We start from the raw sequence: 20,146 nt of genomic DNA, 5'->3' as shown, positions 1-20,146 counted from the left end.
GGGGAAGGGGAGTCGCCCGTGCGTGCCGGCGACCTGTTGCGGCGAATCGACAGGCGGCTGCTACCGCTTCTGGTGGACGCCGCCGTCCGGCTCGCGCAGCGTCCGGTCCGCCCCCAGTTGCTCGTCGGGGTGGCCGGGGTGTCGATCAGCGCCGTGCTGGTCGCCGCCGTCTGGGCGGTGGACCACGACGACGGCGGCGTCCGCGCGATGGACGATGTCGTCCAGGTGGGAGTCGCCGAGGGCGAGTCCATACCGGACTACCTCCGGGCGGTACGCGGCGAGCTGGCCACATTGTCGGAGGATCCGACGCCGGCCGGGTCGACCGGCGACAGCTACGCGTTGGTGACTTTCAACGGATACCTGGCACCTGACCGGCTCGCCGCTGTCCTGTCCGGAGTGTCCGCCGTGGAGGTCTACACGCGGGTCCCGCTGGGGCGGGAGAAGACCCAGGTGATCCGGATGCCGGCCTTCCGGCTCCCCGAGGACGTGCTGATCGGGATGGAACAGGTCGCCGAGCGCAAGAGCAGACAGGCGACCGACTACCGGCGCCGGGTCGCCGGACTCGGCCGGGCAGCCGACCTGGACCAGTGGCTGGCCTACGACAAGGGTGCCCGGGTGGCCACCGCCGAGGCCGCCGCCTATCGCGACCACTGTGCCTGCGTGTTCGCGGCGGTGGTCCAGGGCGTCCCGGTAGACCTGCGCAGGCTGGCCCGGCTGGCCGAGATCCGGGCCGTCGATCCCGCGCCCGAGGTCCGCCGCCTGGACCGGGCGGTGTTCCTGCCTCCGCTACCGGAGTACGACGGGGTGGTGCCGGTTGGCGACGCCGCGCTCACCAGCAGCGGGTTGCCGTTCGATGTTCCGGCCGCCGAGCCGAGCGGGGCGGCCGGCAGTGCGGTCCGCGGTGGTCCGACCGGCGTCGCTCCGGCGACCGACGGCGCCCCGCACGTGGGGCCAGGCACGCAGACCGGGTCCGCGCCCGACCACGATTCCGCCCCGGACAGCGCCGATTCCGCCCCGGACGCCGAGGACGGCACCCGAGACGGCGCCGACACGTCGCCGCCCGGTCCTGGAAACTCGGCAGCTTCTGGAAATCCGGCAGCTCCTGGAAATCCGGCGGGTCGGGCCAATCCGTCGGCCGGGTCGGGGAGCCCGACCACGGCTCCGTCGGGCCGATCGACCAGCGGGGCGGGCCGTCCGGCCACGCCGGCTGGCTGTACCCCGTCACGGACCGGCGCGTCGCCGGCCACCGTCGGACCGTCGGGCTGCCCGGAGCACCCCACCGGTGAACCTGGTAGCGGGCCGGTATCGACCACCGGTGTCTCGGTTCCGTACGCTACCCCCGGTGCCGCCACGATCCTCGTCAGGTGACGGCTGCGGTGACCGGACTGGGGGAGTCCGGCAGAGATGGCCGGTCGGGCCGAACAACGGGCCTTTGGCGGTGTGGCCTGAACAGGTCTAGCTTCGTAGCCTGTCAGGCGGGGACCGATAGCGCTGGGAGGGCGAGCCGTGGAGGGCACCGAGTCCGGCTGGGGCCGGCCTGCCGAACCAGCGCCGCGCTGGCGTGCGCTGCTCGACCGGGCTCGACTCGGTGGCCGTACCGGTGAGCATCCCGAGGTGGCGGACCGCAACGGGGCGGCGCCCCGGCCGCGGGAGAACGGTCGCGGTACCGCGCAGGTGCCCAACGGCATCGCACAGGTGCCGGGTCACCACCCGGAGCCGGGGCATTCCACCGGTTCCAGTTGGATGGGCGACTCCGGCCATCCGGCCGATCCCGGTCACCCGCCGACCCTCGGCCACCCCGCCGATCCCGGCTATCCGGCTGATCATGGCTATCCGGCCGATCCCGGCTATCCGGCGGACCCGGGGCCGCCGGCGCCGGCCGCCGGACGGTACGCCGCCCTGGCGCCGCCGCCGGGTCCGGCCGCCCCGGGTGGCTACGCACCCAGCTATCCGGTGATGCCCGGCCACCCTCCGGACCGAGGCGCTCGCCCGGTGCGACCGAGCGTGCCGCCACCTCCGGAGCAGGGCTTCCCGTCCGGCCCCGAGGTCGGCGGCTATCCGCCGGTCGCCGAGCCGCCCCGCCGGGGCGGGCCAGGGCCGGGATACCCGCCGGGTCCGGACGTCGGCGGCGGATACCCGGCGCGGATCGAGTGGCGGGAGAGTCGGCCCGACGCGGAGGTCGACCGGGCCACCGGCATCCTGCGCCGCAACCTCGGCATACCGCGGGTGCTGGCGTTCGCGAATCCGAAGGGCGGGGTGCACAAGACGACGGCGACCGTCCTCGCCGCGGCGACGATCGGTAGCGTCCGTGGCCGTGGCGTGCTCGCCTGGGACGACAACGAGCTGCGCGGCACGCTCGGGCTGCGGGCCGGCAGCGCCCGTCACGCCCGGACGATCCGCCATCTGATCTCCGATCTGGTGGAGATCGAGGGCTCGCACGGCTACGAGTTGACCGACCGGCTCGACGACTACCTCCGGCACGCCTCCGACGGCTCGTACGATGTACTCGCCGGTGAGGAGAGCCCTCGGTTCGCGCAGCGTCTCGACCCGCACACCGTTCGGCGGGTGCTGGAGCTGCTCCGCCGGACCCACGACGTGATCTGTGTGGACACCGGCAACAACGTGGAGAGCGCCAACTGGCAGACCGTCCTGCAGGCCGCCGATCAGCTGGTGGTCACCTGCGTGCCCCGCGAGGACGCGGCGTTCACCGCGGACTGGATGCTGGACCTGCTGGACGACGTCGGCATGGGTGACCTGGTCCGCAACGCCGTGACCTTGCTGTCCTGCCCGAGCCCGGGACCGATGCCGTTGCTCGACGACCTGCGCCGGCACTTCGCCACCCGGACCCGGGCGGTGGCCGTGGTGCCCTACGACCCGGCCCTGGAGACCGGGTCGTCCATCGAGTACGTGCAGTTGCAGCCGGAGACGCGGCAGGCGTGGCTGCAGGCGGCCTCGATGATGCTGGAGCCGTTCGTCCGCTGAGCCGGGTCTCCGTTGGTTGAGGCCGGGTCAGTCGGCCGGCACCCGGTCGGCCGTCGGCTGGCAGCCGTGCGCCACCCCCCAGCGGGAGCACCGGCCGTCCGGGTAGGGCGTCGTGTGCGCGATCCAGGCGAAGTAGCCGGCGTGGTCGGTCCGCTCGTCGGGCAGGTACCGGTCGACGGTGGCCGACCCGGCGGAGGCGAGCACGAACAGCAGCGGCACGAGCAGCAGCCCGACCGGGGCGGTCGGCCCCCGGCTGGCCGGTCCGGTGGTGCCGGTGCGGTCGCGCCAGCGTTGGACGGCGAGCAGCACCCCGAATCCGGTGAGGATCAGCAGGCAGTAGAGCACCACGGCGGTGGTCCGGGGATACAGCCGTACGGTCTGGGTCTCCCACTGCTCGCTGGCCAGCCACATCCGCAGGAACCAGGCACTGGCCGCGCACGCGCCCAGGGCGATCACGATGCTGCGCCGCCAGGCCAGCGCGAGGGCCAGCCCGAGTCCGGCGGCGAGCAGCAGGGTGAACAGCCCGACCCCGCCGAGTTCGCCGACCGGTGGCCAGACCGGGCCGACGTCGGCCGGTCGGTCGTTGCGCCACATCGCGATGTACGCCGGCTCGGTGTCGGTGTCAAAGTAGAAGTAGTCGTCGGAGGTGCCGCCGGTCGGGGCGAGCAGGCCGCGCAGATGCACCCAGCCGACCAGCACGAAGCTGACCACGGTCGCGCCGCCGAGCAGCAGGACCGGCCGCCAGCCGGTCCGCCACGGCGCGGCCAGCGCGACGGCCACCAGCATGCCACCGGCGCACCAGACGAACCATCCGGAGTAGAGCAGGAAGAGCAGCCCGAGGCCGACCCCGGCCAGCGTGCCGGCCAGCAGGGCCCGCCGGGCGGTCATCCGCTCCGCCCGGCGGACCGTCGAGAGGAACTTCACCAGCACCGGGATCAGCATCACCAGGGTGATCTGTGGGTACGGCTTGACCGGTTCGATCATCGGCAGCATCGCCAGCACCCCGATGGTCACCGCCCAGAGCGGACGCAGCACCAGCCGCCAGGCCAGGTAGGCGGCCGGGCCGAACAGGGCGGTACCGGCCAGTTGGAGGTCCTTGAGGGCGAGGACGTGCGGCTGGTCGGTCAGCCGGGCCCAGGCCCCGATCACCCAGAAGACGACCGGTGGGTAGTGGTCGGATATCTCCTGCCCGGACCACAACGCGGCGGTCCATTCGAGGATCCACTGGTAGTCGCCGCCGCCGGCCCACAGCGGCAGCTGGGTGCCGCGCAGCGCCACCGCGATCCCACCGGCGACGAGCCCGGTGGCGAGCCCGGCGACCGCGGCGCAGCCGGCCCGGACGATGTACAGCCGGTGTGCCGGGGCGAGCAGCCGGTGCGTCAGAACCATCGCGACGACCAGCACGCCGGCCAGCACCGCGAACCGGAGCTGGAGTGCTGCCAGGCCGCTCACCTGGCCTTTCCGGTCCAGCGGATCGACATTTATGTCTTTGCTCCAGGCCAGGAACCCGAACGCGGTGCCGATGCTGACCAGCGCCTCGACGCCGATGCCGGTCAGCCTGGAGCGAAATGTGGGTCTCTGTCTGGCTGTGCTCACACAGAGACGGTAAACCCTCACTGACGGTGTTGTCGGGTGGGGCTCGTACTCTCCCGGGAGTGTCGCAAGTCGGGGCGAGTGAAAGTGGTGCCCGCCGTGCGGCTGCGGACCCGCGCGCCTCGGTGCGGCGTCGGTGGCGACACGATAGGGTTCGCTGGTCGTGCCGGGACGGGAGAAGGGGGCCGGGTCGGTGTCCGATAGTTTTGTGCACCTGCACGTGCACACAGAGTATTCGATGCTCGATGGAGCGGCCCGGTTGAAGGAACTGTTCGCCGAGGCCAACCGTCTGGAAATGCCGGCCCTGGCGATGACCGACCACGGCAATCTTTTCGGCGCTTACGATTTCTTCAAGCAGGCGACCGGTGCCGGGGTGAAACCGATCATCGGGTTGGAGGCGTATCTCACACCCGGGACGGATCGGCGGGATCGGACCAGGGTTCGGTGGGCCGACGGCGGGGAGAACGACGTCTCCGGTGGTGGCGCGTACACGCACATGACGATGCTGGCGGCGGACGCGGACGGCCTGCGTAACCTGTTCCGGCTGGGCTCGCGGGCGAGCCTGGAGGGGTACTTCTACAAGCCGCGCGCGGACCGGGAACTGCTGAACGAGTACGGCAAGGGGATCATCGCGACGACGGGGTGCCCGTCCGGTGAGGTCCAGACCTGGTTGCGGATCGGTGACTTCGAGAAGGCGTGCGCGTCGGCGGCCGAATTCCGCGACATTTTCGGTGCCGACAATTTCTACCTGGAGTTGATGGATCACGGACTGGGTATCGAAACCCGGGTCCGGGATGATCTGATCCGGCTCGGTAAGCGGTTGAATCTCAAACCGGTCGCGACCAATGATCTGCACTACACGCATGAACGGGACGCGGACGCGCACGAGGTGCTGCTGTGTGTTCAGTCCGGTTCGACGATGGCGGACCCGAAGCGGTTCAAGTTCGACGCGCGGGACTTCTATCTGAAATCCGCGGCGGACATGCGGAAACTGTGGGACGCCGAGGTGCCGGGAGCATGTGACAACACCCTCGAGATCGCCGAGAAGATCGGCGACTATTCCGCGTTGTTCGCGTCCCGGGACCTGATGCCGCAGTTCCCGGTGCCGGCCGGGGAAACCGAGGAGTCGTTCCTGCGGGCCGAGGTGCTGCGTGGGCTGGAGCGCCGCTTCCCCGGCGGGGTGCCCGACGGGCACCGCCGGCAGGCCGAGTACGAGCTCGACGTGATCCTCAAGATGGGGTTCCCGGGCTACTTCCTGGTAACCGCGGACCTGGTGCACTACGCCAAGCGGGAAGGGATCCGGGTCGGCCCGGGCCGTGGTTCGGCGGCCGGGGCGCTGATCGCGTACGCCCTGGGTATCACCGAGCTGGACCCGATCCCGCACGGCCTGCTGTTCGAACGGTTCCTGAACCCGGACCGGGTGTCGATGCCGGACATCGACATGGACTTCGACGAGCGTCGCCGCGGTGACATGATCCGCTACGCGACCGAGCGGTACGGCGAGGAACGGGTCGCCCAGATCATCACCTACGGCACGATCAAGGCGAAGGCCGCGATCAAGGACGCCGCCCGGGTGCTCGGCTACCCGTTCGCGATGGGCGACCGGATCACCAAGGCGATGCCGCCGCCGGTGATGGGCAAGGACATCCCGCTGACCGGCATCTTCGACCCGAAGCACCCGCGCTACCCGGAGGCGGTGGAGTTCCGGGCGCTGTACGAGTCCGACGGCGAGGTCCGCAAGATCGTCGACACGGCCAAGGGCCTGGAAGGGCTGAAACGGCAGTGGGGGGTGCACGCCGCCGGGGTGATCCTGTCCCGCGACCCGCTCGTCGACGTGCTGCCGATCCAGAAGCGGGAGCAGGACGGGGCGATCATCACCCAGTGGGACATGGGCGCGTGCGAGTCCATCGGCCTGCTGAAGATGGACTTCCTCGGGCTGCGCAACCTGACCGTGATGGACGACTGCCTGGCCGGGATCGCCGACAACCAGAACCTCAACCTGGTCCTGGAGGATCTACCGCTGGACGACAAGCGCGCCTACGAGCTGCTCGCCCGTGGTGACACGCTCGGGGTGTTCCAGCTCGACGGCGGGCCGATGCGGTCACTGCTGCGCTCGATGGTGCCGGACAACTTCGAGGACATCTCCGCGGTCCTCGCCCTGTACCGGCCGGGTCCGATGGGCGCCAACGCGCACAACGAGTACGCCGACCGCAAGAACAACCGCAAACCGGTGGTGCCGATCCACCCCGAGCTGGCCGAACCGCTCGCCGACATCCTGGGCGACACCTACGGGTTGATCGTCTACCAGGAGCAGGTCATGGCGATCGCCCAGCAGCTGGCCGGCTACACGCTCGGCGCCGCGGACCTGCTGCGCCGGGCGATGGGCAAGAAGAAAAAGGAGATCCTGGACAAGGAGTACGTGCCGTTCTCGCAGGGCATGCGGGACAACGGCTACTCCGACGAGGCGATTAAGACGCTGTGGGACATCCTGGTCCCGTTCTCCGACTACGCGTTCAACAAGGCGCACACCGCCGGCTACGGCCTGGTGTCCTACTGGACGGCGTACCTGAAGGCCAACTATCCGGCCGAGTACATGGCCGCGCTGCTGACCAGTGTCGGCGACGACAAGGACAAGGCCGCCGTCTACCTGGCCGAGTGCCGGCGGATGAAGATCAAGGTGCTGCCGCCGGACGTCAACGCCTCCGGGGCCCGGTTCACCGCCGTCGGCGCCGACATCCGGTTCGGCCTGGCCGCCGTGCGTAACGTGGGCACGAACGTGGTCGACGCGATCGCCCGGTGCCGCAAGGACAAGGGCGCCTACACCGACTTCTACGACTTCCTGCGTAAGGTCGACCCGGTGGCCTGCAACAAACGCACCGTCGAGTCGTTGATCAAGGCGGGCGCGTTCGACTCGCTGGGGCACACCCGCCGGGGCCTGCTGACGGTGCACGCCGACGCGATCGACTCGTTCATGGACCTCAAACGCAACGAGGCGGTCGGCCAGTACGACCTGTTCGGCGACGCGTTCGGCGCCGCCGACCCGGCCGGCGGCGGCGCGGGCCCGATGGTGGTCACCCCGCCGATCCCGGACGGCGAGTGGGACAAGACCGACCTGCTCACCTTCGAACGGGAGATGCTCGGCCTGTACGTCTCCGACCACCCGCTGTTCGGTGTCGAGCACGTCCTGGCCGCGGCCGCGGACATGTCCATCGCCGCCCTGGCCGAGGACGGCGCGGTCGCCGACGGCACCGTGGTCAACCTGGCCGGCATCCTCTCCGGGGTGCAGCGGCGGATCACCAAGCAGGGCCGGGCGTGGGCCTCGGCCACCCTGGAGGACCTCGGCGGCGCCGTCGAGGTGCTGTTCTTCCCGAACACCTACGAACTCGTCGGCCAGTACATCGCCGAGGACGCAATCGTCGTGGTGAAGGGCCGGGTCGACCGACGCGACGACCAGCCCCGACTGATGGCGATGGACCTGTCCGTACCGGAGATCACCGCCGCCGACGAGATCAAACCCATCGTGATCGCGCTGTCCCCGGCCCGCTGCACCCCGCCGCTGGTCGACAGCCTCCGCGACGTGCTGACCAGCCACCCAGGTTCGGCCGAGGTGCACGTCAAACTCGTCAACGGCGGCCGCGCCACCCTGCTGCGTCTCGGCCCGCACCGGGTCGCCCCGACGACCGCGTTGATGGCCGACCTCAAGGCGCTCCTCGGCCCTACCGCCGTGGCCGGCTGAGATCTGCGAGAGGATCGACGGGTGAGTTCCACCGCCGACGCCGGCCCACCCGGCGACCCGACCGGCCCGTCCGGGGCGTCGCCGGCACCCCCGCCCGACGTCGGCGCGGCGGCGTCCACCCCGACCGCCGGCCGGCGCCGGATCTGGCGACGGCCAGGGCTGTACGTCGCCGCCGCGATCACCGTGGGCGGTGCTCCGCTCGGCGTCGCCTGGTCGCTGCTGGCCCCCTGGATCCCGGTGGTCAAGACCGAGCAGGGCGCGGCGGTACGGGGCGGCGACCCGGAGGTCTTCGTCGCCGCCGACGGCTGGTTCGCGATGCTCGGCGTCGGCTACGGGATTCTCGCCGGGATCGTCGTGTGGGCGTCGCTGCCCCGGTCCCGTGGCCCGTACGGGCTGGTCGCCGTCACCGTCGGTGGGCTCGGCGCGGCGGCGCTGGCCTGGGCCCTCGGCCGGCAGATCGGCCTGGCCGGCTACCAGCGGGCGATCGAGGCGGCGGCGCTCGGTGCCCAGTTGGAGCGGCCACCGGATCTGCAGGCCGGCGACTTCGACCTGTGGTTCGGCGTGCTGCCGACGGTCACCGGCGCGTTCGGCGCTCCGGCGCTCGGCGCAGTGCTGGCGTACACCATGCTGGCCGGCTGGTCCAGCCACCCGGACCTGCGTCCGGGGCCGGACCGGGGCGAAGCCGGGCCTGACCTTCCGATCCTCCCAGCGGCCCCGGACGTGCGTCCGGCCTCGGACGTCGCCGCCGATTCGCGGATCAGTTCGGACTCGCCGGAACCGCCAACTCGGGCAACGGGACCGGCACCGCCCGCACCCGGCGCAGCAGCGCCACCTCCCGATTGAGCATCCGCAGCTCGGCCCGCAGCCGCCGGGCGGTGTCCAGCTCCGCCAGCAGCGCCTGCCGCTCGCTGATGTGCAACGCGGCGGTCGCCGCCACCAGGTGGGAGAGCACGGTCGGCGTCTCCGGCAGCTGCTCGGTGATCTCGGCCGAGTCGGTCCGGACCAGGTCGAGATACTGCCGGAACACCGCGAGCACCTGCGGGGCCAGCAGGTCGGCCAGCTCCTCGGACCCGGTCGGCTCGGGCAGCCACTGCACCGACGCGGTGAGGTACGGCGTACCTTCGGTGGCCAGGTCGGTGATCCGGAACCGGCGCCGGCCCACCGTCACGATGTCGTACCGTCCGTTCGGCAGCTCGGTGACCTGCCGCAACTGAGCGGTGCAGCCGATCTCGTGCAGGCTCACCGAGGTGGCTGCCGGCGCGCCCGGCGGCCCGGCGCTCGGCAGCACCTCCCAGCCACGCCGGATCGCCACCACCCCGAACTCCCGGGTGACGCCCTCGGGCAGGCTGGTCAGATGCCGGACCAGTGCCCGGTAACGCTCCTCGAAGATGTGCAGAGGCAGCACCAACCCGGGGAAGAGCACCGTCCCGAGCGGAAAGACCGGTAGCCGCTGACCCACTGGTCGAGCCTAGCGTGGTCACGCTCACTGTCCCGTCCGCTGGACGGCCGGCGTCCGGCCAGTGGGAGGACGCCTAGACTCGCAAGCGTGCTGAACCGGATCGACCTGCGAGGCGGGTCACCTGACCCGCGTGGCCTGCTGCCCCGTGCCCAGCTCGACGTCTCCGTGGCGGTCGAGCGGATCCGCCCGCTGGTGGAGGCGGTCCGTGACCATGGCTACCCGGCGATCCGGGAGGCGGCCGAGCGGTTCGACGAGGTCAGCCCGCACCGGCTGCGGGTGCCCACCGAAGCGCTCGCCGCGGCCGAGCGCGACCTCGATCCCGGGGTCCGGGCCGCGCTGCTGGAATGCATCGACCGGGCCCGGCGGGTGCACGCCGACCAGCGCCGGACCGACGTCACCACCCAGGTGGTGCCCGGCGGCACCGTCACCGAACGCTGGGTGCCGGTCGGCCGGGTCGGACTGTACGTGCCCGGCGGGTTGGCGGTGTACCCGTCGACCGTGGTGATGAACGTGGTCCCCGCCCAGGTCGCCGGGGTGGCGTCGCTGGTGGTGACGAGCCCGCCGCAGCGCGACAACGACGGGCTGCCCGATTCGCGGGTGCTGGCCGCCTGTGCCCTGCTCGGCGTCGACGAGGTGTACGCGGTCGGCGGCGCGCAGGCCGTCGCGATGCTCGGCTACGGTGCCGCGGTCGACCCGGACGGGACCGACCGGTGCGCGCCGGTCGACGTGATCACCGGGCCGGGAAACATCTGGGTCACCGCCGCCAAGCGGCTGCTGCGCGGGGTGGTCGGGATCGACGCCGAGGCCGGCCCGACCGAGATCGCCATCCTCGCCGACGACACCGCGGACCCGGTGCACGTCGCCGCCGACCTGATCAGCCAGGCCGAGCACGACCCGTTGGCGGCCAGCGTGCTGGTCACCCCGTCGACCGGGCTGGCCGACGCGGTCGACCGGGAACTGGCCCGGCAGGTGCCGGCCACCCGGCACGCCGACCGGATCGCGACCGCGCTCGGCGGCGAGCAGTCCGGCACCGTCCTGGTCGACGACCTCGACGCCGGTCTGGCCGTGGTTGACGCGTACGCCGCCGAGCACCTGGAGATCCAGACCCGGGACGCCCGGCAGTGGGCGCTGCGGGTCCGCAACGCCGGGGCGGTCTTCGTCGGCGCGTACGCCCCGGTGTCGCTGGGTGACTACTGCGCCGGCTCCAACCACGTACTGCCCACCGGCGGCTGCGCCCGGCACTCCTCGGGCCTGTCGGTGCAGTCCTTCCTGCGCGGCATCCACCTCGTCGAGTACGACGCGGACGCGTTGCGTGACGTCGCCGACCACGTGGTCACCCTGGCCGAGGCGGAGGACCTGCCTGCGCATGGGCAGGCGGTCCGGGCCCGGTTCGCCGACCCGGCCGGCATCGCCGCCCCGGCGACGAACTCACCGGCCGTTTCCCCGACTGCGGGTGGACCGGCGGTGACCAGATGAGCGGCCCGGTCACCCTGGACGACCTGCCGATCCGCGACGATCTGCGCGGGCGCAGCCCGTACGGCGCACCGCAGTTGGACGTTGCGGTGCGGCTCAACACCAACGAGAACTCCTACCCGTTGCCGGACGTCGTGGTCGAGGCGATCGCCGAGGCGGTCACCGCCGAGCTGCGGCAACTCAACCGCTACCCGGACCGCGACGCGGTCGCACTGCGGGCCGACCTGGCCGGCTATCTCGGCCACGGGCTGACCACCGCCGGGGTGTGGGCGGCCAACGGCTCCAACGAGATCCAGCAGCAGTTGCTGCAGGCGTTCGCCGGTCCCGGCCGGGTGGCGCTCGGCTTCACCCCGGCGTACTCGATGCATCCGTTGCTGGCGGTGGGCACCGGCACCCGGTGGGTGGACGGCCGACGCGGACCCGACTTCGACCTGTCCGCCGACGACGCGGCCGGCCAGGTGGTCGAGCATCAGCCGGACCTGGTCTTCCTCTGCTCCCCGAACAACCCGACCGGGACCGCCCTGGACCCGGCGGTGGTGCGGGCGGTGCTGGCCGCCGCGCCGGGCATGGTCGTCGTCGACGAGGCGTACGCCGAGTTCGCCCGTCCGGGTACGGCCAGCGCGGTGCGGCTGCTGTCGACGCATCCACGGCTTGTGGTGACCCGGACGATGAGCAAGGCGTTCGGTTTCGCCGGCGGTCGACTGGGCTACCTGGCCGCGCATCCCGCGGTGGTCGACGCGGTCCAACTGGTCCGTCTGCCCTACCATCTGTCGGCGCTGACCCAGGCGGCGGCCCGGGCGGCGCTGGCGCACCGGGACACCCTGCTCGGTACGGTACGGGTGATCATGCAACAGCGGGACCGGATCGTCACCGAGCTGCGTCGGCTCGGGCTCGCCGTGGCGGACAGCGACGCCAACTTCGTGCTGTTCGGCGTCAACGGCGACGGTGGCGGTGGCGTCGGTGGCGGCGGCGACCAGCGGGCCGTCTGGCAGGCGTTGCTGGAACGTGGGGTGCTGGTCCGTGACATCGGGCTGGCCGGCTGGCTGCGGGTGACGGCCGGGACGCCGCAGGAGACCGACGCGTTCCTCGGCGCGATGACCGAACTGGTCGCCAGGTCCGAGCCGGTCGCCGGGTCCGAACGAGCTACCAAGTCCGAGACAGCCGCGATGACCGAGTCGCGCGCCGGCCTGCGTCCGGCGCGCACCGGCGGAACGGAGTGAAGTGATGAACCGCACCGCGCGGGTCGAACGCACCACGGCCGAGACCAAGGTGCTGGTGGAGCTGGACCTCGATGGCACCGGCACCGCCGACATCGGCACCGGTGTCGGCTTCTACGACCACATGCTGCACCAGATCGCCCGGCACGGCGGCTTCGACCTGACCGTACAGACGGTCGGTGACCTGGAGATCGACGCGCATCACACGATGGAGGACACGGCGATCGCGCTGGGCACGGCGCTGCGCCAGGCGCTGGGCGACAAGGCGGGCATCCGCCGGTACGGCTCGGCCACCATCCCGATGGACGAGGTACTGGTACGGGCGGCGGTCGACCTGTCCGGCCGGCCGTACGTGGTGCACGACGAGCCGGCGCTGGCGCCGTACATCGGGCCGGTCTACCCGACCAGCATGACCCGGCACATCTGGGAGTCGCTCGGCCACTCGGCCATGATCACGCTGCACGTGTCGGTGCTGCGGGCCGCCCGCGACGGCGGCCACCCGGATGCGCACCACGTGGTCGAGGCCCAGTTCAAGGCGGTCTCCCGGGCGTTGCGCGAGGCGGTGGCGATCGACCCCCGGTCGGCCGGCTCGGTGCCCAGCACCAAAGGCGCGCTGTAACGTGGACAGCTTCCTGCCGGTGGCGCTGTTCGCGCTGGCCGGGGTGCTGGTCGGTGGTGCCTGGTCGCTGCATCGTCAGGGTGCCGGGCGCGGTGCCGTCGGCCTGGCCGCCGGTCTCGCCCTGCTGGCGGTCGCCGCCGGTGTGTTCTGGCTGCTACCCGGAGGTGACTGATGGCCACGCCACCGCCGGCCGTCGTGGTGCTCGACTACGGCTCCGGCAATCTGCGCTCCGCCGAACGCGCTTTGGCCCGGGCCGGCGCCCAGGTGACTGTGACCGCCGATCTGGCCGCGGCCGACGCCGCCGCCGGGCTGGTGGTGCCGGGCGTCGGCGCGTACGCGGCCTGTATGTCCGGTATCGACGAGCTGGGTGCGGCGCCGGTGATCGCGCGGCGGGTCGCCGAGGGCCGCCCGGTACTCGGCATCTGCGTCGGCATGCAGATCCTCTTCGAGTACGGCGAGGAGCACGGGGTGGTCACCAAAGGGCTCGGCCTGCTGCCCGGCGGGGTTCGTCGGCTGCCCGCCGAGCGGGTGCCGCACATGGGCTGGAACACCGTGGCCGCGCCGGCCGGCAGCATGCTGTTCGGCGGTCTGCCCGACGATGCCCGGTTCTACTTCGTGCACTCGTACGCGGCGCTCGCCGTCGACCAGCTGACCGCCGCCGACGTCCTGGTCACCACCACCGAACATGGGGCCGGTTTCGTGGCCGCCGCCGAACGTGGTGCGTTGTCGGCGACGCAGTTCCATCCGGAGAAGTCTGCCCAGACCGGGGCGATCCTGCTGGGCAACTGGCTGGCCACGTTGACTCCGCCGACCATGACGGGAGGGGCGGACCGGTGAGCAAGGAACGGGCCCGCCGCCGGGCCGCCCGGCTGGCCGAGGCGGAACGCGAGCGGGCCGCCCGCGCCCGGACCAGCGCCCGCCGGCAGCGGCGTCGGTCCGCGCTGCGCCGGCTCACCCCGCGTCGGCCGGGCGGGCGTACCGGGCGGCTGTTCATCCGGCGTAGCCGCGCCGAACGTGCCGGGATCGCGGTGCTGACCGTGGCGGCGCTGGCGGTCGTCTGGCTGGCCGTGCCGGACATGGCGCTGCGCCTGCTGCTGATCGCCGTACTGCTGCTCGTGGCACCCGCCGTCGTGGTGATCGCGCTCGGCCGACGGACCTGAGACCCACCATCTTCGAGGAGACGATCCGTGACCCTGACCCTGCTTCCCGCTGTCGACGTCGCCGACGGCCAGGCCGTCCGCCTGGTCCAGGGCGCGGCCGGTAGCGAAACCTCCTACGGTGATCCGCTGGAGGCGGCGCTCGCCTGGCAGCGTGACGGGGCGGAGTGGATCCACCTGGTCGACCTTGACGCCGCCTTCGGCCGGGGCAGCAACGCCCACCTGCTCGCCGAGGTGGTCCGGCAGATCGACGTGGCGGTGGAGTTGTCCGGCGGGATCCGCGACGACGAGTCGCTCGCCGCCGCGCTGGGCACCGGCGCGGCCCGGGTCAACATCGGCACCGCCGCGTTGGAGGACCCGGTCTGGTGCGACCGGATCGTCGCCGAGTACGGCGACCGGGTGGCGATCGGCCTGGACGTGCGCGGCCGCACCCTGGCCGCCCGGGGCTGGACCCGCGACGGTGGCGACCTGTTCGAGATCCTCGAACGGCTGGACAAGGCCGGTGCCGCGCGGTACGTGGTCACCGACATCACCAAGGACGGCACCATGCGGGGACCGAACCTGGACCTGCTCCGTGAGGTGTGCTCGCGAACCGACGCGCCGGTGATCGCCTCCGGCGGTGTGTCCACCCTGGATGATCTGCGGGCGCTCGCCACTCTGGAATCGGCCGGGGTGGAGGGAGTGATCGCCGGCAAGGCGTTGTACGCCGGCGCGTTCAGCGTCGCGCAGGCGCTCGCCGCGCTGCGCGACGCCGGCCGATCGGAGGTTTCCGCGTGACCGTCGCGGTCCGGGTGATCCCCTGCCTCGACGTGGACGCGGGCCGGGTGGTCAAGGGGGTCAACTTCGTCGACCTGCGCGACGCCGGGGACCCGGTCGAGTTGGCCGCAGCCTACGACGCGGCCGGCGCGGACGAGTTGACCTTCCTCGACGTCACCGCCTCCTCCGACGCCCGCGGCACCATGCTGGACGTGGTCCGCCGGACCGCCGAGTCGGTCTTCATCCCGCTCACCGTCGGCGGCGGGGTGCGGTCGGTGGAGAACGTGGACACGCTGCTGCGCGCCGGGGCGGACAAGGTCGGGGTGAACACCGCGGCGATCGCCCGACCCGATCTGATCGCCGAGATCGCCGACCGGTTCGGCCGGCAGGTGCTGGTGCTGTCCCTGGACGTGCGCCGCGCCGGGCCGCAGACGGTGGCCAGCGGTGACACGCCCAGCGGTTTCGAGGTGACCACGCACGGCGGTCGGCGGGGGACCGCGATCGACGCGGTGGCCTGGGCGCGGCGCGGCGCCGAACTGGGCGCCGGGGAGATCCTGCTCAACTCGATGGACGCCGACGGCACCAAGGCGGGCTTCGACGTCGAACTCATCGCCGCGGTACGGGCGGTGGTCGACATCCCGGTGATCGCCAGTGGCGGGGCCGGTGCCACCGCACACTTCCCGCCGGCGGTGGCCGCCGGGGCCGACGCGGTCCTCGCCGCGAGCGTGTTCCACTTCGGCGAGCTGACCATCGGCGCGGTCAAACAGGAGCTGCGCGACGCCGGCCACCCGGTGCGCTGACCGCCGTAACCGGCCCTGTCGACCCGCCCGAGGTCAGGCCCGGCCCTGCCGGGCGGCGGCGGAGTTCTCCACCGAACGCCGGGGTGCCGGCGGTAGGAAGCGCCCGGTGTATTCGAGCATCGCGGCGGCGTGGTCCTGGTCGTCCAGCTGCCACTCGGCCTCGGCGGTGGTGTACCGCTGGTCGAGCACCCCGTGCACACTGTCCACGGTGGTGGTCAGACCGCTGCGTGGCCGGTCCCGCCACAGCTGTTCACCGGCCTCGGTCACCTGGAACCAGCCGTCGCTGACCGAGACCAGCCCGGCACCGAGCAGTCGGCGTACCCCGGTCTCGATCTCTTCCCGGGTGGGGATCGCCTGGTTGAGGTGTTCGGCGGTGGTGAGCACGTCGACCAGGCGTACCCCTTCGGGCCGGCGGCTCAGCGGCGACCTGCGGTGCCGACCAACCTTGCCCGCGATGACCGTCGAGACGAAGATCCACGCGTCCGACCAAGCCCACCCCTCGTCCATCATCTGCCCATGATGCCGCGCCGGGCGCGCGGGCGGAACTCCTGTGCTTGGCTGTGGACATGCTTTTGCCGCGTCCCACCCGGCTGATCCGTGAGGCCGGGCATTTCGCCCTCGATGCGACGACCGGTGTGTTCGCGCCGGCCGGCGTCGCCGACCTGCTGCGCGAGCTGCTCACCCCGGCGACCGGGCTGCCGCTGCCGACAGCGGGGGCGCCCGGCGACGGCGTGATCAGTCTGCTGGTGCGCGACGATCCCGAGCTCGGTGCCGAGGGCTACCGGCTGCGGGTCGACCCGTCCGGGGTCCGGGCGGTGGCCGCCGCCGAGGCCGGGCTGCGCTGGGCGGTGCAGACGCTGCGTCAGTTGCTGCCCGACCAGGTGTACGCGGCCGGGCCGGTCCGCGGCGTGCCGTGGCGGCTGCCGACGGTGGAAATCGTCGACGTGCCGGCGTACCCGTGGCGGGGATCGCTGCTCGACGTGGCCCGCTGGTGCCACCCGCTGCCGTTGCTCTACCGCTATGTCGATGTGCTGGCCATGCACAAGCTCAACACCCTGCACCTGCATCTGACCGACGACCAGGGTTGGCGGTTCGAGGTGCGGCGGTACCCCCGGTTGACCGAGGTGGGCGGGTTCCGGGCGGCGTCGCCGGCCGGTCATCTTCGGGACGGCCGCAGCGACGGGGTGCCGCACGGCGGCTGGTACCGGCAGGCAGAGCTGCGTGACCTGGTGGCCTACGCGGCCCGGCGCGGCGTGCGGATCATGCCGGAGATCGACCTGCCCGGGCACGCTCAGGCGGCGATCGCGGCCTATCCCGAGTTCGGCAACGATCCGACCCGCCGGTTGGCCGTCGGGACGACCTGGGGGATCTCCACCCACGTACTCAACCTGGAACCGGCCACCCTGGCCGCCGTGCACCACATCCTCGACGAGGTGGTCGAGGTCTTCCCGTTCGAGTACGTGCACGTCGGCGGGGACGAGGTGCCGACCGCCGAGTGGGCGGCGAACCCGGCGGCCGTCGCCCGGGCCACCGAGCTCGGCCTGCCCCGGGTGGCCGACCTGCAGGGCTGGTGGACCGGGCGGCTGGCCGAGCATCTGGCCGGTCACGGTCGGCGGACCGCAGTCTGGGACGAACTGCTCGACCGGGGAGTTCCGGGCGGGTCCACCGTCTTCGCGTGGCGGGGCATCGACCGGATCGACCTGGCCCGGTCCGCCGGTCTTCCGGTGGTCGCCGCGCCGTACAGCCACACGTACTTCGACTGGGCCGAGTCCGACGATCCGGCCGAGCCGTTGGCCATCGCCGGGGTGCTGCCGCTGCGCACGGTGTACGGGTTCCAGCCCGGCGACGTGCTCGGGGTGCAGGGGCAGTTGTGGAGCGAGTACCTGCCCACCGAGCAGCGGGTGTGGTGGCGGGCCTTCCCCCGGCTGGCCGCGTTGGCGGAGGTGGGCTGGTCCGGGCCGGTGCCGACCGATCACACCGGCGCGGTGCCGCCCGGGGTGTGGGCGGAGTTCCGTGGTCGGCTGACCGGGCAGCTGCGCCGGCTGGACCGGGTCGGCGTCAGCTACCGTCCGCCGGACGACTGACCGCCGCGACCCGCTCGGGCGTCTTCGCGTCGGACCCGGTCGCGTCGGACCCGGTCGCGCCGGTGGGCACGGTGCACAACGGCAGGAAGAACTGCACCAACGGTCCGATGCCCACCGCGTAGAGCACCGTGCCCACCCCGGCGGTGCCGCCGAGCAGCCAGCCGCACCCCAGCACGGTCAGCTCGATCACGGTGCGGACCAGCCGGACCGAACTGCGCGGGTGCCGGGCGACCCAGCCGGTCATCAGCCCGTCACGGGGGCCGGGACCCATCCGTGCCCCGATGTACAGCCCGGTGGCCAGGCCGTTCAGCACGATCCCGGCCAGCAGGAACACGATCCGGGCGGGCAGCTGCGCCGGTGCGGGCAGCAGCGCGAGGCCGACGTCCACCGCGACACCGATGACCACCACGTTGCTGACCGTGCCGAGGCCGGGCCGTTGCCGTAGCGGGATCCACAGCAGCAGCACGGCGCCGCCGACGAGCACCGTGACGGTCCCGAAGCTCAGCCCGGTCAGCTGGGTCAGCCCCTGGTGGAAGACGTCCCACGGGTTCAGCCCGAGATCCGACTCGATCATCAGCGCCATGCTGACGCCGTACAGGGCGAGGCCGGCGTAGAGCTGCCCGAGCCGCCGGGGCAGCCGCCGACCCGGGTGTCGGCCGGGGCGGCCACCGGGGTGGTGACCGGGGTCGAGGTCCGATCTGCGGCGGAGGCCACCGCCGTTGCCAATTTTGGTCATGCATGCCACTCTGAAGGCCAATCGGCGTTCGCGAAACGACCAATCGGAGGCAACTGGTTATGGCGGTGATTGTGCGTGGCAGCCAATTGGCCCGGCTACTCGGCCAGTGGCATGCCCTGCCCGGCCGGCGGCGCAACCCGGACTACGCCGCGTTGGCCGGGGCGGTCCGCGGCCTGCTCGCCGACGGGCGGCTGCCGCTCGGCGTACGGCTGCCGGCCGAGCGGGAACTGGCCGAGGCACTGCGGATCAGCCGGACCACCGTCACCGCCGCGTACCGCAGCCTGCGGGAGACCGGCCACCTGACCAGCCGCCGGGGGGCCGGCAGCTGGACCACGCTGCCCACCGGCCACCAGGTGGCCAGCTCCGGGCTGTGGACCGCGGAGACCGCCCCCGACATGATCGACCTGGGGTACGCGGCGCTGGCCGCCCCGCCCGAGCTGGTACCGGCGGCCCGGGCCGCCGCCGAGGACCTGCCCCGCTACCTGCAGCACGCCGGCTACTACCCGACCGGGCTGGCCGAGCTACGGGCCTCGGTCGCGCACGGCTACACCCGGCGTGGCCTGCCCACCAGCGCGGAGCAGATCATGGTGACCAGCGGCACCCAGCACGCCCTCGACCTGGTGCTACGGCTGCTGCTGCCGGCCGGCGCGCCGGTGCTGGTCGAGTCGCCCACCTACCCGAACGCGCTCGCCGCGCTCGCCGCCCGCCGGGCCCGGATCGCCACCCACGGACTGGCGACCACCGCCGGCGACGGGTGGGACGCCGACCTGCTGCTCGGCGCGATCCGGCAGGACCGGCCCCGGCTGGCCTACCTGATCCCCGAGTTCCAGAACCCGACCGGTCACCTGATGTCGGCAGCGCTGCGGGAACGGGTGGTCGCGGCGGCCCACGCCAGCGGCACCGACCTGGTGGTCGACGAGTCGTTCGTGGACCTGCCGCTGGACGGCACCCCGGTGCCGCCGCCGACCGCGGTCTTCGACCGGCATTCCCGGGTGATCTCCATCGGGGGGATGAGCAAGCCCTACTGGGGTGGGCTGCGGATCGGCTGGGTACGGGCCTCGGCGCCGTTGGTGCAGCGGCTCGCCGCCCTGCGGGTCGGGGTGGACATGGCCGGTCCGGTGCTCGACCAGCTGGTCGGGGTCCACCTGCTGGCCGCGGCGGACACCATCGTGCCGGCCCGGTTGGCGCAGCTCACCGCCCAGCGGGACGCGCTGCTCGCCGAGCTGGCCAACGTGCTGCCCGAGTGGCGGGTCAGCGTGCCGCACGGCGGGGTGACTCTCTGGGCGGAGCTGGACGGCCCGATCTCCAGCGCGCTCGCCCGAGCGGCCGAGGAGTCCGGGGTACGACTGGCCCCTGGTCCCCGGTTCGGCATCGACGGCACCCTGGAGCGGTTCCTGCGGTTGCCGTTCACCCTGCCGGTGCCGGTGCTGACCGACGCGGTACGGCGGATCGCCGCCGTGCGCTACGACCTTGACCGCACCAGCCGCCGCCAGTGGCGGGAGCCCGCCATGATCGCCTGACGGCGGCTGGTGCC

Annotated in this window: 16 protein-coding genes and 2 pseudogenes; 14 read left to right on the top strand and 4 right to left on the bottom strand. The window is 72.5% G+C overall.

Going from position 1 to position 20,146, the window contains the following annotated elements; genetic code table 11:
- Positions 1-18: 18 nt before the first annotated feature.
- Entirely contained in the window at positions 19-1,368 is a 1,350-nt protein-coding gene (locus ACN27J_RS09155; protein ID WP_421365131.1) for a hypothetical protein, read from the top strand.
- 117 nt (positions 1,369-1,485) lie between these two features.
- Positions 1,486-2,982, top strand: coding sequence for a MinD/ParA family ATP-binding protein (locus tag ACN27J_RS09150; RefSeq protein WP_421372161.1), 1,497 nt, complete (start codon positions 1,486-1,488; stop codon positions 2,980-2,982).
- A 27-nt stretch (positions 2,983-3,009) separates the two neighbouring features.
- Here the strand turns inward: ACN27J_RS09150 and ACN27J_RS09145 are convergent, their stop codons facing one another.
- On the bottom strand, positions 3,010-4,578 hold the full coding sequence (locus tag ACN27J_RS09145; protein ID WP_421365129.1) for a hypothetical protein: 1,569 nt from the start codon (positions 4,576-4,578) through the stop codon (positions 3,010-3,012).
- Positions 4,579-4,768: 190 nt separating this feature from the next.
- Between ACN27J_RS09145 and dnaE the strand changes: the two genes are divergently transcribed.
- Positions 4,769-8,311, top strand: a complete 3,543-nt coding sequence (gene dnaE, locus ACN27J_RS09140) for a DNA polymerase III subunit alpha (protein ID WP_421365127.1) — start codon at positions 4,769-4,771, stop codon at positions 8,309-8,311.
- A gap of 21 nt (positions 8,312-8,332) precedes the next feature.
- Positions 8,333-9,154, top strand: a complete 822-nt coding sequence (locus tag ACN27J_RS09135) for a DUF2567 domain-containing protein (RefSeq protein WP_421365125.1) — start codon at positions 8,333-8,335, stop codon at positions 9,152-9,154.
- Here the strand turns inward: ACN27J_RS09135 and ACN27J_RS09130 are convergent.
- The gene (locus ACN27J_RS09130; protein WP_421365123.1) at positions 9,069-9,770 is read right to left on the bottom strand and encodes an LON peptidase substrate-binding domain-containing protein; all 702 of its coding nucleotides are present in this window, start codon (positions 9,768-9,770) and stop codon (positions 9,069-9,071) included. The two genes, ACN27J_RS09135 and ACN27J_RS09130, sit on opposite strands and share 86 nt — an antisense overlap.
- Positions 9,771-9,857: 87 nt before the next feature.
- On the opposite strand from ACN27J_RS09130, the pseudogene hisD reads away from it, so the two are divergent.
- From hisD to hisF, 8 genes and pseudogenes are all read left to right on the top strand, one after another.
- A pseudogene (hisD, locus tag ACN27J_RS09125) lies at positions 9,858-11,174 on the top strand (histidinol dehydrogenase); the annotation flags it as partial.
- Between the two features lie 68 nt (positions 11,175-11,242).
- A pseudogene (locus tag ACN27J_RS09120) lies at positions 11,243-12,349 on the top strand (histidinol-phosphate transaminase); the annotation flags it as partial.
- A gap of 118 nt (positions 12,350-12,467) precedes the next feature.
- Positions 12,468-13,079: an imidazoleglycerol-phosphate dehydratase HisB gene (gene hisB / locus ACN27J_RS09115; RefSeq protein ID WP_123602584.1), complete on the top strand. Its 612-nt coding sequence runs from the start codon at positions 12,468-12,470 to the stop codon at positions 13,077-13,079.
- A 1-nt stretch (position 13,080) separates the two neighbouring features.
- Positions 13,081-13,251 (top strand): hypothetical protein, encoded by a 171-nt coding sequence (locus ACN27J_RS09110; protein WP_281550581.1) that lies wholly within the window; start codon positions 13,081-13,083, stop codon positions 13,249-13,251.
- Positions 13,251-13,916 carry an imidazole glycerol phosphate synthase subunit HisH gene (hisH, locus tag ACN27J_RS09105; protein ID WP_421365121.1) on the top strand — a complete coding sequence of 222 codons (666 nt, stop codon included), beginning with the start codon at positions 13,251-13,253 and terminating at the stop codon, positions 13,914-13,916. Before ACN27J_RS09110 ends, hisH begins: the two co-directional genes overlap by 1 nt.
- The gene (locus tag ACN27J_RS09100) at positions 13,913-14,239 is read left to right on the top strand and encodes a hypothetical protein (RefSeq protein WP_278170174.1); all 327 of its coding nucleotides are present in this window, start codon (positions 13,913-13,915) and stop codon (positions 14,237-14,239) included. Before hisH ends, ACN27J_RS09100 begins: the two co-directional genes overlap by 4 nt.
- A gap of 27 nt (positions 14,240-14,266) precedes the next feature.
- Positions 14,267-15,013 (top strand): bifunctional 1-(5-phosphoribosyl)-5-((5-phosphoribosylamino)methylideneamino)imidazole-4-carboxamide isomerase/phosphoribosylanthranilate isomerase PriA, encoded by a 747-nt coding sequence (gene priA, locus ACN27J_RS09095; protein ID WP_278170173.1) that lies wholly within the window; start codon positions 14,267-14,269, stop codon positions 15,011-15,013.
- A complete protein-coding gene (gene hisF, locus ACN27J_RS09090) occupies positions 15,010-15,792 on the top strand; it encodes an imidazole glycerol phosphate synthase subunit HisF (RefSeq protein ID WP_278170172.1) in 783 nt (260 codons plus the stop codon). The genes priA and hisF overlap by 4 nt, the downstream gene beginning before the upstream one ends.
- A gap of 33 nt (positions 15,793-15,825) precedes the next feature.
- On the opposite strand, the gene ACN27J_RS09085 is transcribed toward hisF, so the two are convergent.
- Complete coding sequence (locus ACN27J_RS09085) at positions 15,826-16,302, bottom strand: hypothetical protein (RefSeq protein WP_278170171.1); 477 nt, start codon at positions 16,300-16,302, stop codon at positions 15,826-15,828.
- 56 nt (positions 16,303-16,358) lie between these two features.
- Here ACN27J_RS09085 and ACN27J_RS09080 point away from each other — a divergent pair, with 56 nt between their 5' ends.
- Positions 16,359-17,876 carry a beta-N-acetylhexosaminidase gene (locus ACN27J_RS09080; RefSeq protein WP_421365118.1) on the top strand — a complete coding sequence of 506 codons (1,518 nt, stop codon included), beginning with the start codon at positions 16,359-16,361 and terminating at the stop codon, positions 17,874-17,876.
- Here the strand turns inward: ACN27J_RS09080 and ACN27J_RS09075 are convergent.
- Entirely contained in the window at positions 17,851-18,612 is a 762-nt protein-coding gene (locus tag ACN27J_RS09075) for a YczE/YyaS/YitT family protein (protein ID WP_421365116.1), read from the bottom strand. The genes ACN27J_RS09080 and ACN27J_RS09075 overlap by 26 nt on opposite strands.
- Before the next feature lie 59 nt (positions 18,613-18,671).
- Here ACN27J_RS09075 and ACN27J_RS09070 point away from each other — a divergent pair, with 59 nt between their 5' ends.
- The gene (locus ACN27J_RS09070; protein ID WP_421365113.1) at positions 18,672-20,132 is read left to right on the top strand and encodes a PLP-dependent aminotransferase family protein; all 1,461 of its coding nucleotides are present in this window, start codon (positions 18,672-18,674) and stop codon (positions 20,130-20,132) included.
- Positions 20,133-20,146 lie beyond the last annotated feature (14 nt).

It is taken from the genome of Solwaraspora sp. WMMB762, assembly GCF_049179115.1.
GTDB lineage: Bacteria > Actinomycetota > Actinomycetes > Mycobacteriales > Micromonosporaceae > Micromonospora_E.
The sequence above is the reverse complement of the archived record's forward strand: the minus strand, read 5'-3'. Positions and strand labels throughout refer to the sequence as shown.